This window comes from Dietzia sp. SYD-A1 (assembly GCF_015356725.1).
Taxonomy (GTDB): Bacteria; Actinomycetota; Actinomycetes; order Mycobacteriales; family Mycobacteriaceae; genus Dietzia.
Genome location: NZ_JADDKI010000019.1, coordinates 16172 through 28409 on the forward strand (window position 1 = coordinate 16172; position 12238 = coordinate 28409).

General features: G+C 68.6%; 10 protein-coding genes and 2 pseudogenes. 2 read left to right on the forward strand and 10 right to left on the reverse strand.

Features of this window, described 5'->3' with window-relative positions; all coding sequences use genetic code 11:
• Positions 1 to 98 precede the first annotated feature (98 nt).
• Positions 99 to 935, reverse strand: a complete 837-nt coding sequence (locus IY392_RS01025; protein WP_194860292.1) for an Emopamil-binding protein — start codon at positions 933 to 935, stop codon at positions 99 to 101.
• Between the two features lie 134 nt (positions 936 to 1069).
• Here IY392_RS01025 and IY392_RS01030 point away from each other — a divergent pair, with 134 nt between their 5' ends.
• Entirely contained in the window at positions 1070 to 1732 is a 663-nt protein-coding gene (locus IY392_RS01030; RefSeq protein WP_194860293.1) for a TetR/AcrR family transcriptional regulator, read from the forward strand.
• A 47-nt stretch (positions 1733 to 1779) separates the two neighbouring features.
• On the opposite strand, the gene IY392_RS01035 is transcribed toward IY392_RS01030, so the two are convergent.
• The 5 genes from IY392_RS01035 to IY392_RS01055 are packed head-to-tail and all read right to left on the reverse strand — an operon-like array spanning position 1780 to position 7697.
• Entirely contained in the window at positions 1780 to 3384 is a 1605-nt protein-coding gene (locus IY392_RS01035) for a bifunctional 3-(3-hydroxy-phenyl)propionate/3-hydroxycinnamic acid hydroxylase (protein WP_194860294.1), read from the reverse strand.
• Positions 3381 to 3743 (reverse strand): DoxX family protein, encoded by a 363-nt coding sequence (locus tag IY392_RS01040; RefSeq protein ID WP_194860295.1) that lies wholly within the window; start codon positions 3741 to 3743, stop codon positions 3381 to 3383. The genes IY392_RS01035 and IY392_RS01040 overlap by 4 nt, the downstream gene beginning before the upstream one ends.
• Positions 3740 to 5626 carry an acyl-CoA synthetase gene (locus IY392_RS01045; protein ID WP_194860296.1) on the reverse strand — a complete coding sequence of 629 codons (1887 nt, stop codon included), beginning with the start codon at positions 5624 to 5626 and terminating at the stop codon, positions 3740 to 3742. Before IY392_RS01045 ends, IY392_RS01040 begins: the two co-directional genes overlap by 4 nt.
• Positions 5623 to 6561, reverse strand: a complete 939-nt coding sequence (locus IY392_RS01050; protein WP_107756068.1) for a fumarylacetoacetate hydrolase family protein — start codon at positions 6559 to 6561, stop codon at positions 5623 to 5625. The genes IY392_RS01045 and IY392_RS01050 overlap by 4 nt, the downstream gene beginning before the upstream one ends.
• On the reverse strand, positions 6558 to 7697 hold the full coding sequence (locus IY392_RS01055; RefSeq protein WP_194860297.1) for a VOC family protein: 1140 nt from the start codon (positions 7695 to 7697) through the stop codon (positions 6558 to 6560). Before IY392_RS01055 ends, IY392_RS01050 begins: the two co-directional genes overlap by 4 nt.
• 124 nt (positions 7698 to 7821) lie before the next feature.
• On the opposite strand from IY392_RS01055, the gene IY392_RS01060 reads away from it, so the two are divergent.
• Positions 7822 to 8460, forward strand: a complete 639-nt coding sequence (locus IY392_RS01060) for a TetR/AcrR family transcriptional regulator (RefSeq protein ID WP_194860298.1) — start codon at positions 7822 to 7824, stop codon at positions 8458 to 8460.
• A gap of 38 nt (positions 8461 to 8498) precedes the next feature.
• Here the strand turns inward: IY392_RS01060 and IY392_RS01065 are convergent, their stop codons facing one another.
• From IY392_RS01065 to IY392_RS01080, 4 genes and pseudogenes are all read right to left on the reverse strand, one after another.
• Positions 8499 to 10163 (reverse strand): FAD-dependent oxidoreductase, encoded by a 1665-nt coding sequence (locus tag IY392_RS01065; protein ID WP_194860299.1) that lies wholly within the window; start codon positions 10161 to 10163, stop codon positions 8499 to 8501.
• A gap of 54 nt (positions 10164 to 10217) precedes the next feature.
• Entirely contained in the window at positions 10218 to 11414 is a 1197-nt protein-coding gene (locus IY392_RS01070; RefSeq protein ID WP_107756072.1) for a cytochrome P450, read from the reverse strand.
• 152 nt (positions 11415 to 11566) lie between these two features.
• Positions 11567 to 11811 (reverse strand): annotated as a pseudogene (locus IY392_RS19055) (biotin/lipoyl-containing protein); the annotation flags it as partial.
• Between the two features lie 59 nt (positions 11812 to 11870).
• A pseudogene (locus tag IY392_RS01080) lies at positions 11871 to 12238 on the reverse strand (aminopeptidase N); the annotation flags it as partial.

Here is a 12238-nt window from a genome sequence, read left to right on the forward strand (position 1 = left end):
GTCGCCGGGCTCTGGGGCCCGGACCTCCTCCGGGATATGAGTGTCACGCTCCGGGGTCACCGACCCTGGTGTGTGGCAATTCGTCGAATCCGGCCATGTCAATGGACGTCTGCACTGGGTTGGCGGGCCCCGGGGTCCGACGAGGTCGGCTGCGGAAAGCTGCTCCATCCCGTGTACACGCGCTGGTACAGCACTGCCATCATCTTGGGGATGAACAGCATTGAGACGACGGGGGCCACCATCCAGGGGATGTTCATGAAGACGAACTTCAGGGCGAAGCCCCAGAAACCCTGTTCGATGTTGGCGAAGCTGTCCCGGGCTTCCGCGACGTAGTAGATGATGATGACCGCGGTCATCATCGCGAAGGCGAAATAGCACCACCACAGGATCCGGATGCGTCGACGGTCATCGTCCTTCGTGCGCAGCAGCGGCAGCCAGTTGTAGAGCAGGATGCATCCGCCGATGGCCGCCACGGTCTCCATGCCGAAGAGGCCGGCGTCGCTGATCAGGTATCGGGTGTCGGCGGCTCCGTAGAAGTACCAGAACCAGCCCCACCGGTCCTCGGCGGTGAGGTTCATATGGCCGAGGAGGTCTCCGATCAGCCAGGTGATCTCCCAGAGGACCTGACTTGACGCGGTGATCGGGATCCACACGATCATGAACTCGTTGAAACGCTCGAGCATGGTCCTGGTCTCGCCGGGATCGTCCCACCACGCCACCACCATCGGGATGATGATCGGGCCGCAGATCAGCGCGGCCGCGATGAAGCCGGCTGGCTCCGCATCCCACCAGTGCAGGACTACTCCCGCGAAGGGCACGACACAGATCACGAGGGCTGCGACCGTGGTCCAGATGTAGATGTCCTTGCGGCGTGTGCTCCAAGGGCGCCCGAAGTCGTGCGACAGATCTTGAGTGTTCGCTGCTCTGGTGGTCACGTTCGATTCCTCCGCTTTCCGCAACTGGTAATCCTGGGTACTCCTACCAGAATCACGATTCTGGAAAACATAACAGTAGGTACAGTCGGTGGCAACAGCTTGCAGTGAGTCAGTCCGAGGGATGGAGAAGTGGAATGACGCTTGACCGCGCGCCGACCGGGTCCGGAAGCCTGCGCAAGGCCCGACGAGAGATGTATCGCCAGCAGATCATGGCCGCGTCCGAGATGCGGTTCGCGGAAGTCGGCTTCGCCAACACCAAGATGAGTGACATCGCCCGGGCGGCGGAGGTCTCCCTCGCCACTGTCTATGCCTCGTTCGACGGAAAGGATGAGATCTGGGACGAGCTCAACTCAGTGCGCATGACGGAGCTCGTCGAATCGGCGACGTCAGCGATCGACGGGCTCGACTCGCCGGTCGAGCAGTTCGTCGCCGCCGCGGTCGCGGTGGCCACGTTCTTCGCGGAGCACCCCGGTTTCCTGGATCTGCACATCAACGAAGGCTTCAGCTGGGCGACTGCTCACGCCGCCGGAGTCGGACGTGGGAATCAGCAGGCGGCGTGGGAGATGGGGTTCGAGGCGCTCGCGGATCTCGCATCCATGGTGTCCCCGGACAGTGCCGCTGGTGGTGCCCGAGTGCTTGCCGGCCTCACGATCGCGAGTGTGCAGGTGCACCTCACGGAATGGGTTCGATCGGGGCGCGATCAACCGGCGGCCGAGGTGGCGGCGGAGGTCGGGGCGCACGTGAGACGGCTCCTCGAGGGGAGGTCTGCCGCGTCGGACCGGGAGGCCAGAGCCTGACGACGGTCGGCGGCAGGCCCACCAGCGCGGGCGGGTGTCCTCGGGGCTCAGTCGGCCCTGCCCGCCAGAGCGCCCCGGGAAGCAGCGTCGCGACCACGAGGCTGTGAGCCCGCCGCGGGGAGCAGCGTGTACACCTCCGCGATCGAGCGTCCCGCCGCCATCACCGTCGCGTCGGGGCGCACGACCGCTGCTCGGGCGCGGTGGGCGCGCAACCACTCTCCGAGGGGACTGTCGAGCGCGACGGCGACGGTGGTCCCGCCCCGGCGTGTGATCTCGAAGTCCTGCTCGGGGGTGGGGGTGTCCACGGTGAGGACCCGGAAACCGGTCGTGTGGTCGTCGAGGCGACCTCCGTCGTCGGACACCACGGCGTTGGGCACGAGGTGGCCGGCCAGGCCAGAGGCGCTCGGGGCCGATATCCGCGGGGGAGCGACGGAGCCCAGCGCCCCGCGCCTGACGTAGTAGGACGGCCGGAGGGCAGGAGTCGTACTGTCGGTCAGTCTTCTCGCCAGACGCGGAACCGCGGCGAGGACGGGCGCGATCGTGCGGCGAAGGACATCACCTCCGTGACCGCCGCCGGTCATCGCGGCGCCAGTGGCCATCGCGAGACGGATGAGTCCGGTGCAGTGCGGGATGCGTTCCTGCTCATAGGAGTCGAGGGTCGACGACGACGCTCCGTCCTTCAGGACGGCGGCGAGCTTCCAGGCGAGGTTCGCGGCGTCACGCAGGCCCGCTCCCATTCCCTGGCCGATGAACGGTGGCGTCAGATGCGCGGCGTCGCCGAGAAGGAAGACGCGGCGGTCACGCCATCTCCGGGCTACGCGGGCCTGGAAGGTGTACTCAGCTGAACGGACCAACTCGAGGTCTGCGGCCTCTACGCCTGTGAGCCAGGGCCGCAGCAACGGCACCACCGCGTCGAGGTCGCGGTAGTCCTCGACGGATTCGTGCTCGAGCAGCTGGAACTCCCACCGGTAGCGGGTCTCGCCGATGCGCATGTAGGTGGCCGCTCTGTGGGTGTCGCACACCTGCGCCACCCCGTCCCACTGGCGTAGATCGGCCGACGTCTCGACATCGATGACGAGCCACCGCTGGCTGAATCCGAGGTCCCGCCACCCGGCTGAGATCGACGCGCGGGTGATGCTGCCGGCGCCGTCGCAACCGAGCAGGTAGCTGCCCCGGAACGTGATCGGCTCACCCGTGTCACGATCGGTCGCCGAGGCCGTGACACCTGTATCGGACTGATCGATTCCGGTCACCTCGACACCGGAACGCAGGGTGATGAGGTTCGCGCGCCGGGCCACGGCGGTGCGGAGGAGTGCCTCGAGCCGCGGCTGGTCGAACATGGACGCCGCCGGGAATCCGTTCGGACCCACGCCCGGGTCGCGGGGGAACTCGGCGATGACCCGCAACGAGGACGTGACCAGACGCAGGCCCAGGGCGGGGCGGGAGATCTCCGCGAACTCCGGGGCGAGCCCGAGTCGGGCGATGATCCGGTACACCTCGTCGTCGAGGTGCACCGCACGCGGCTGCGGGAAGATGCCCTCCCACCGCTCGAGGAGCATCGACGGCACCCCGAGGTCGGCCAGCAGCGCCGCCGCGGTGAGTCCGCTCGGTCCGGCGCCGACGATGAGGACAGGATCGGTGCCGTGGCTCATCGAACGCCCATCCGGGTCAGAGCGCCGACGGCCGCGTGCGCGGCGCCGGCGCCGACGACGGCGGCGGGGACAGTGGCCGACCAGCTGTCCCCGACACGCCGGTGAGCCCAGCAGGCACCACCCATCAACGAGCAGACCGCGATCGCGGACGCCGCCCCGACACGGGGGTGGCCCTCGCAGAGCAGGAGCCCGGCCACCCCGGCGAGCTCGCAGGCGCCGATGACGCGGAACGCCCGCCCGGAGAACCCGAGGTGACTGGCTCGCTCCCTCATCGGAGCGAGGGCGAGGACCTTCGCGGTGCCGGTGGCGGTGAGCACGAGCGCGACCCCTCGCGCGGCGAGGGGGTGGGTATCGATCATGAGCGGGTGCGCCCGTCGCTCGGCGCCCACGTCCAGTGGATCGCGTAGCTGTCGAGGACGCGGGTCGCCGTGCCGACGTCTCCGGGCTGCTCGACCACGGCCACGACAGAACCGTCGACGATCCGAGCGTCCACCGGCGTGGGTGCCCCGGCCTCGGTGAGTGCCGCGCTGAGCGCGGTCTCGGTGGCGAGGGCTCGCAGTGCGAGCTTGTAGGGCTTGCCGACATCGGTGACCGGCAGCGAGTCGATGACGGTCACCTCTCGAGGGGCGGCTGCTGCCTCGGACACCCGGTCGCTCACCCACGCCTGCAGGCCGGCGCCGGTCACCGTGGCGCCGTCCCGGATAGTGACGTAACCGACGGGTACTTCGCCCGCGTGCACGTCGGGACGACCGACCACCCCGGCGTCGGTGACATCGGGATGCTCGCGAAGAGCGTCCTCTATCGCGCGGGGATCGATGTTGTGCCCGCCGCGGATGATGAGGTCCTTGGCGCGGCCGGTGAGGGTCACGAACCCGCGTTCGTCGACAGACCCCAGATCGCCGGTATCCAGCCACCCATCTCGAACAGACCCACCGTCATCGAGGTCGAACCCGTCCTCGCCGCGACGGCGGATGTAGCCGGCGAACACGGTGGGGCCCGACACGACGAGCCGCCCGACGGAACCGGCGGGCACCTCCTGCCAGTCCTCGTCGACGGCGCGGAGCTGCTGATACGGCAGGCGCTGCCCGACCGAGCCGGCGGGCTGACCGTCGAAGAAGCTGCGCACGCTGGCGCAGGTCGCCTCGGTGAGACCATAGCCCTCGAGGAGGCGGACTCCCGTGTGAGACTCGAATCCTTCACGCACCGCGGATGGCAGCATCGACGCCCCGACGAGGCACGCTCTGAGGCTGGAGATGTCGGCGTCGACAGGACACTGCGCGAGCACCGAGTAGACGGTGGGAACGGCACTCATCCCGGAGATCCGGTGGGCCTGGACGAGGTGCCAGAACACGCCGTACAGGGCGAGGTCGCGGTACCCCAGAGGCCCCGCCCACACGACGGTCTGGCCGCGCAGCATCGGCGCGAGCACGGTGACGATCAACGCATTGACGTGAAACAACGGTAGCGCCGCGAAGACGACGGAGTCCTCGTCGAGCACGGTGTTCGCCGCGATCATCCACGCGTTGGAGACCTCATTGCGATGCGTGTGACCGGCCAGCTTGGGCACGCCGGTGGTCCCGCCGGTGTGGAACAGTGCGGCGAGGTCGTCGGCACCACGAACCTCCTCGACCGCGACGCGGGGGACCTCGGCCGAATCGAGGTAGGCGACGGTGACGTCGCCCAGATCGGGTACCTCGGGCAGGGAGTCGGCCCCGGTGGGGCGGAGGAGGAACACCGTGTCGATCACCGTGCTGGCCAGGATGTCGTCAAGCCGCGAGAACACCTCGGGGTCGAGGTCCTGCCCGGCGGCGACGAGAACCCGCGAGCCCGATCTGCCGATCAGTTCGGCCACGTGGTCGGCGTTCATGGCCGGGTTGATCGGAGCGGCAACGCCTGCGCGCTGCGCCGCCAAGATCACCTCGATCAGTTCGACACAGTTCGGCGCCAGCAGGGTGACCGCGTCCTGACTGCCGACCCCCGCGGCGCGGAGGGCCGCGGCATGTCTGTCGACGGCGTCGAGCAACTGGGCATACGTGCGGTCGGTGGTCTGCTGCCACCGGGTCGCGTCGGGCATGACGCGCAGCGCGGTGCGTTCAGGCCATTGCTCGGCCGCGCGGGCGAGGACCGCGTATGTCGATACCGGCAACCCGCGCGCGTCGAGCGGTGTCTGTTCGATCACCGCGACGTCCTCGGGGGTGTCGTAGGCCGGCCACAACGACGCCGATGAGGTGGGGGTGATCATGCGTAGCGCACCACGTTGCGCTGCATGCCCAGGTCGAGAGTCCCGTCGCCCGCACGGACCGACGTCTCCACGATGTCGCCGTCCTGCAGGTACTTGGGGTTGCCGGCCTGCCGCTTGAAGAACGCCTTCCACTTCAGGTGCGGCGGGAGCAGCGCTCCGATCATCTCGATGGGTTTCGCGGGTGCGGTGAGCGCGGTTCCTCCGGGGGTGCCGGTCAGCAGCAGGTCTCCGGCATCGACGCGCTGGAATCTGTTCAAGGTCCGGACTGCCTGCAGTGGGCTGTAGATCATGTCGGCGACGGTGCTGTTCTGACGTGTCACCCCGTTCACCCTCAGCTCGAGGGTGAGCGTGGAGAACTTTTCCCACTCGCCGGGTTCCAGCAGCACCAGGACGGGGCCGACCGGGGTGAAGCCGGGGTAGGACTTCGCTTCGTAGAACTGCGTCTTGGGCAGCTGAACGTCGCGCGCTGAGACGTCGTTGGTGATCACGAGGCCGGCAACGGCGTCGGCGAGGGTCTGCTCGTCGATGGTGGTTCCGACGGGCAGGCTGGTACCGAAGACCACCCCGATCTCGACCTCGTAGTCCAACAGTCGGACGTGCGCGGGTTTGACGATGTCGTCGTTCGGCCCGACGATCGAGCCCGAGGCCTTGCGGAAGAACGTCAGTGGAACCTTGTCGGGGTTCATGCCGGAATCGCGGACGTGTGAGACGTAGTTGGTCATCTGCGCGATCACGCGGCAGGGCGCGGTGACCGGCGACTGCAGGGCCAGACTCGACGGGTCCACGGTCTCGCCGTCGTCGGTCGTCGCACGGACGACGGCCTGGCGGTCCGCGATCAGCTCGGCGGTGGAGGTCGCGCGGGTGTCGACGCGACGGGCGCCGGCGGGCACCAGCACCCACCACGCGTCGGCGGTACGGAGGACGGACAAGCTCATGTGCGGGCTACTTTCATCAGGCCGAAGAGGCGTTGGACGTCGAACTCGTTGTCGGACTCGCGCAGTGACGCGAGGATCGAGGTGAACTCGCGCAGTGCGGCGCGGCCGGGCTTGATGCCCAGGAAGTCTGCGGTGGCCGGCGGGCCCCACTGGTTGAGGCCCGAGGCCGTCATCGGGGCCCACCCGGCGGCGACAGTGCTGTCGAAGTGGTCCCCGTCCGTGAAGTGCTCCACCAGGAATCCGTCCGGATCGCGCCAGTAGTCGAAGAGCTGGCTGCCCTGAATGTGTCTACCCAGTCCCCACGAGTGGTCGTATCCCCGGTCCAGCAGGTACTCGCTCCCGGCGGCCAGAGCGTCGAGATCACAGACCTGGTACGCCGAGTGGACGTAGCGGTCGGCGGGGCCGAGTGTCAGGGCCAGGGTGTGGTGGTCGGCCACCTCGCCGCCACGGTCGCACCGGATGAAGCTCATCACGGGCCCGCGGTCACGCTGTCCGGGGTAGTAGAGGAAGTCGCTGACGATCATCCCCAGGTTGTGCAGGTACCAGTTGAGTGACGCCAGGTAGCGCGTCGACGAGAGCACCACGTGGCCGAGCCTCTCGACGAGCGCCGGTGCGCGCGGGGGCCGCTGAGTGCTGTTGACCCGGGTGCGGTGGGCCTCGAAGTTGAACGGGTTGCGCACCCTCTGCAGGGGCAGCGCAGGCCATTCGGTGACTCCCGAGACCACCCGCACGCGGCATCCGCTCGGATCCCGGGTGGTCACCGCGTGCCCTCCCAGGGTGTCGCCGAGAGACTCCACGGGCCGTCCCCACTCGGAGGCCAGAGTGTGGACGTCGGCGGAGTCGGCCGCACGGAAAGCCGCGGCGGTGAAGGCGGTGCGCGGGGCGCGGCGAACGATGACGCAGGGCGGACCCGGCAGGGCGCCCCGGAGATGCAGCTCGTCGGGTGTCTGGAAGGTGGGGGTGAAACCGAAGTCCACCGCGAACGCCGCGGTACGCGTGAGATCGGGCTTGTCGAACTCCAGCCACGCGATGTCGTGGACCTTCACCACCGGGTTCGGCCGGCGTCCGGGGTGCTCCCCGGGCAGCGCGCCCTCGTCGGCGTGCAGCCCCTCGTGCACGTCGTGGCTGACCGTCATCGCGCCTCCCCGTCATTGTGGTTGACGATATCGTCATATACGCCGCACGCGTCAGTCAAGTCCGTTGACGAATTCGTCACGGGTGCGTATGAGACCATGTGACTCTGCCTGGAAGGAGTGTGTGATGGTTCAGGCCGACCCGGGTGCTCTCACACGCGCTCAGCGACGCAAGGCCCAGACCCGGCGGTCCCTCATCGGTGCCGCCCAGCAGCTCATGGCGCAGGGGCGGACCGCGGTCTCGGTCCTCGACATCACCACGATGGCCGACGTCGGCAACGGCTCGTTCTACAACCACTTCTCGACCAAGGAGGAGTTGTTCGAGGCGGCGGTGTTCGCCGTTGTCGAGGACCACGCCGATCTGCTGGATGGTCTCACCGAGGGGGTGGACGATCCGGCTCAGGCGTTCACCCAGAGCTTCCGCCTGACCGGTCGGCTGCATCGCAGGCACCCAGAATTGAGCAGAGTCGTGGTCAATCACGGTCTGTCGGTCCTCTCCAGCGCCGACGCGGGCCTGCTTCCCCGCGCGCGTCGCGATATCGAGGCCGCGGTCGCCGCCCGGCGGTTCGTCGCCGCCGACATCGACGTGGCCCTGACCGTCGTCTCCGGGGCCGCGCTGACGCTGGCGTTGCTGCTGCACGATCAGCCCGAACGCGACGACGCGGCCACGACCGACGCCGTCACCGCCCACGTCCTGCGCGCCCTGGGTGTGAGCGAGGACGAGGCCGCGGCGCTCATCGCCCTTCCGTTGCCGGCCTGGGACTGATCTCACCGACTCGACCGGGCGTGGCGTGACGAGGTGGGTCAGGTGGCGGTCGCTGCGACCCGCACCATCTCGTCGATCGACACCAGTTTGCGTCGGCGGCGGCCGTCGCTGCGTCCGGCTGCCCGTTCGTGCTCGTCGATCGCGGCCCACCCGGCTGCGTCGATCCGGTGGCCGCGCCGCTCGGTGATCACGGCGTCGATGTCGTCCTCGCTGATCACGGGACCCGGCAGGCGGTGCTGCGTCCAGTCGGCGAGAACGGCCTCGGCGGTCTCCAGACCGCATCGCCTGTTGGCGCCGATCCCGCCCCGGGCGCCGCGCTTGATCCACCCAGCGACGTAGACGCCGACGATCGGGGATCCGTTCTCGGTCACCCGTCCCTCCTCGTTGGGGATGACGGTGGCACCGGTGTCGAACGGGAGGCCGGGGAATGGGTCTGCGCGATACCCGATCGACCGGATCACCATGGAGGCGGGCGCTGTCGTCTCCGGGCCTGTCGGGCGCACGCGACCGGTGCCATCAGCCCTGTAGGCCATGCGCGAGACCCGCACTCCCGAGACGCCGTCGTGGTCGCCGAGGATGGCGGTGGGGGAGGACAGATAACGGAACACGACCGAGCGAGCCGCGCCTGTCGGGGTTCGGGCCGCGTAGCGGCGGGCGAGGCGCAACTTGGTGGCGGTCGTGGGGTCCAGCGTTCGCGCCTGTTCGTCCCGGTGGGTCCGGGGGTCGAGAACGAGGTCAGCCGGGTCCACGATCACGTCCACGCCGGAGAGGGAGGCGAATGCCTGGAACTCGGAGTTGGTGTACGCGGCGTGTGCCGGGCCGCGTCTGCCCAGGATGGTCACGTGTCGCACCTGCGATTGACGAAGGGCCCGGAGTGCGTGATCGGCGATATCGGTGCGCGCCAGCTCGTCGGGATCTGTCACGAGGATCCGTGCCGTATCGAGGGCCACGTTGCCGTTACCCACGATCACGACGGACTCGCCGCTCAGGTCCATCGCGTCGTCGGCGTGGTCGGGGTGGCCGTTGTACCAGGCCACGAAATCCGTGGCGGCGAGTGATCCGGGTAGGTCCTCGCCGGGGATGGACAGCGCGCGGTCAGCGGCCGCACCGGTGGCGACGATCACCGCGTGATACCTCGCGCGGAGTTCGTCGAGAGTGAGATCGACTCCCACCTCGACGTTGAGGAAGTAGCGGAACGCCTCGCGAGAGGCGGTCGCCGAGAACGTCCGCTCGACGCCCTTGGTCGCTGCGTGATCCGGGGCGACACCGGCGCGCACCAGACCATAGGGGGTGGGGAGGCGATCGAACATGTCGACCGTGACGCCGCGGTGACGCAGCAGTTCGCCCGAGGTGTAGAAGGCCGCCGGCCCGGCACCGATGACCGCCACCCGCAGGGCGCCGGGCCCGGAGGCGTGTGCGGGTCGAGGCGGGGTCCACGATCGGACGATGTCGCGTCCCCGGAAGTAGTCGGCATTCATCTCCGGAAAGGCCGAGTCCGGCGGCAGGAGGTCGTCCGGGACGATGGCGTCGACCGGACACTCATCCACGCACGCCCCGCAGTCGATGCAGGCGTCGGGGTCGATATGCAGCATCTCCGCCCGGGTGAAGTCGGGTGTTCCGGGTGTGGGATGAATGCAGTTCACCGGACAGACAGTGACGCAGCTCGCGTCGTTGCAGCACGGCCGCGTGATGACATGGGCCACCGGGGTCCTCCTTGGATGGTCATGTACCGCCCGCTTGAGGCGGACGGCGTTCACTCAGCGGAACGAGGCCCGGAAGGACTCGAAGCCCTGAAGGCAGTTGTTGCGCAGCAGTTCGGGTTCGCTGACCTCGATGGACGAGACGCGCGGGACCATTGCCCGCAGCAAGGTCTGCATCTCCAGCTTCGCCAGTTGCATGCCGACGCAGGTGTGCACGCCGTGCCCCCATCCGACATTGCTCCCACGCCACTCCAGCGAGAACTCCTCGGGGTTGTGGAAGTGCCGCTCGTCGCTGTTGGCGGAGGCGAACACCACCGCGACACGGTCCCTCGGGCGCAGCTGGACCCCACCGAGCTCGGTTTGCGCGGCGACGGATCGGGTGAACGACCGGACCGGCGAGGCTATCCGCACTGCTTCCACCACCGCTGTCGGGATCAGGTCCGGGTCTCGCCGCAGCCGTTCCCACAGCCCGGGAGTCGTCCCCAGGCTCCAGAGGAGTTGGCCGGTCGACAGGATCGTGGTGTCCAGACTCGGTGCGACGAAGTCGATGATCATGTTCTTGGCCTCGACTCGGCCGATCTCTCCCCGGTCAGCGGCATCGAGGACCGTCGACGCCCACCCGCCGGGTGTCACGTTCCGGCGGCCGACCGCCAACGTGTAGAGGAACAGGCCGAGCGATCCGCGGAGTGAACCACGCGCACGCCGGTTCGCTGAACCGAGACCGTCGAACGTCGACTGGCCCCAGTTGAGCATCTGCTCCGGGGTCACCTTCACCCCGACCAGTTCGGCGACCGCCTGGACCGGCAGGCGGGTCGCGAAGTCGGCGATGCCGTCGAAGTGATCCTGTGCCAACAGCCGGTCGACGGTGTCCGCGGCCTCCTGCTCCATTGTGGGCAGCGACGGACGTATCGCACGCGAGGTCAGAGACTGCATGAGGATCATCCGACGGGTCATGTGCGTGTCGTCGTCACTCGCGAGCGTGGTGTAGTGCCCGAGAGTGTTGGCGACCGGATTGGCGGCCACGCCTCTGCCACTGCGGAAGGTCGCATCGTCGCGTAGGGCCAGCCGAACGTCGTCGAACCGGCCGATCGCGAACATCCGATGACGCGGGAGCCAGACGACGGGGCCCGCGTCCCGGATTCTGCTGTACACCTCGTGCGGTCTGTCGATCACCTCGTCGCCGTACAGATCGACGTCGACCACCGGCGCCCCACGGTGGGTGGCGGTCCGGAGGAGAGAGTGTCGAAGCGTCATCGGCCCGTCCTGGTCTCACGACTCGCACCGGCGTTCGCCGCGCGAGATGATTCCGTCATTGCTGACGAAATCATCATCCAAAGGTGTGGCAAAGGTCAAGTGATGTCCGGGGACACACCCGGAATGCTGCGGTTCCGCACCGGGCGGTGCGGTCAGGTCAGCACGACTATCAGATCGCCGGCTTCGACCTGCCCGACCGTGTTGATGGCGATGCGGTCGACGGTCCCGCCTCCGGGGCTCGTGATCGCGGCCTCCATCTTCATGGCTTCGATGGTGGCGACGGTGCCGCCGGGTTCGATCTCGTCGCCGACTCCGACGGTGATGGTGACCACACCGGAGAAGGGTGCGGCGACGTGGAGGGGTCGCCGGGGTCGGCCCTCTCCGCGGCGGGTACCTCTCTCACGGGTCCGTTCGAGTCAACCCTCAGGTGCCCGGCGCGTTCTCGATGAGTCCGACTCAGCCGGCGGCCGCCGCATCCACGGCGCGGGCCTTCAGAGCGCGGGTGAGGTCCGCGTTCTGCTCGGCGAGGATCCTGCGCAGGCCGGCCGGGTATGAGGCGTCCGCGATCACGGCGTCGAAGCGGGCCACGGTCTCGGCGTCCACCGACCACGCGGGGAACAGCCCGGCGGCGACGGTCTTGGCCAGGTCGCCGGATCGCGCCTTCCACAGCCCGGTCACATCGTCCAGGTAGCGCTCGCACAGCCCGGTGAGCAGGTGTTCCTGGCCCGGCAGGTCGACGCCCAGCAGGGTGGCACGCACCAGCGCGTTGCTCGGTGCGTCGTCACCGGTCGCGGTGAGCAGCGCCTCGGCCTCCTCCTTGGCGC

What these genes read in the sequence shown, in the direction of transcription:
- IY392_RS01035 (WP_194860294.1), bottom strand. Translation starts at nt 3,384, where the DNA reads ATGAGCCACGGCACCGATCCTGTCCTCATCGTCGGCGCCGGACCGAGC.
- IY392_RS01040 (WP_194860295.1), bottom strand. Translation starts at nt 3,743, where the DNA reads ATGATCGATACCCACCCCCTCGCCGCGCGAGGGGTCGCGCTCGTGCTC.
- IY392_RS01060 (WP_194860298.1), top strand. Translation starts at nt 7,822, where the DNA reads ATGGTTCAGGCCGACCCGGGTGCTCTCACACGCGCTCAGCGACGCAAG.
- IY392_RS01050 (WP_107756068.1), bottom strand. Translation starts at nt 6,561, where the DNA reads ATGAGCTTGTCCGTCCTCCGTACCGCCGACGCGTGGTGGGTGCTGGTG.
- IY392_RS01045 (WP_194860296.1), bottom strand. Translation starts at nt 5,626, where the DNA reads ATGATCACCCCCACCTCATCGGCGTCGTTGTGGCCGGCCTACGACACC.
- IY392_RS01030 (WP_194860293.1), top strand. Translation starts at nt 1,070, where the DNA reads ATGACGCTTGACCGCGCGCCGACCGGGTCCGGAAGCCTGCGCAAGGCC.
- IY392_RS01070 (WP_107756072.1), bottom strand. Translation starts at nt 11,414, where the DNA reads ATGACGCTTCGACACTCTCTCCTCCGGACCGCCACCCACCGTGGGGCG.
- IY392_RS01055 (WP_194860297.1), bottom strand. Translation starts at nt 7,697, where the DNA reads ATGACGGTCAGCCACGACGTGCACGAGGGGCTGCACGCCGACGAGGGC.